General features: G+C 68.5%; 1 protein-coding gene. It reads right to left on the bottom strand.

Features of this window, described 5'->3' with window-relative positions; translation table 11 throughout:
- Positions 1–129: 129 nt before the first annotated feature.
- Complete coding sequence (locus ACR6JA_RS22725; protein ID WP_494599730.1) at positions 130–372, bottom strand: phage holin family protein; 243 nt, start codon at positions 370–372, stop codon at positions 130–132.
- Positions 373–392: the final 20 nt, after the last annotated feature.

The raw sequence follows: 392 nt of genomic DNA, 5'->3' as shown, positions 1-392 counted from the left end.
CCTTGTAGGGCACCAGCGAGCCACGCTGCAGGGTGGCATTCAGCACGTCCTGGCTGGCGCCAGTAGGCAGCAGATGCGGTTCGATCCGGGGCAGCATGCCCGTGAACGCCTTTTCCGCTTCCCGCATGCCTACCTCGCGCGCGCCGGCTTGNNGAAGGCCAGCAGCAGCGCCAGACCCAACTGCCAAGGGGTGACGCTGCCCTGCCGCGCCAGCACGTCGAGCGCCTGGCCGCCGGTCAGCACCACCATCAGATAGGCCACTACGGACATGCCCAGCCGGTACCGGGCGCCGCGGCGCTGGTAGCAGGCCAGGCGCAGCGCGGTGGCGAAGTTGGCGAGCACAAAAAGAAAGGCCACCAGGTGGTGGCCCATGACGGCGTTGCCGATATCCG

Source organism: Cedecea sp. B1(4) (assembly GCF_059414925.1).
Note: the sequence above shows the minus strand (reverse complement) of the source record. Positions and strands in the feature narration are given on the sequence as shown.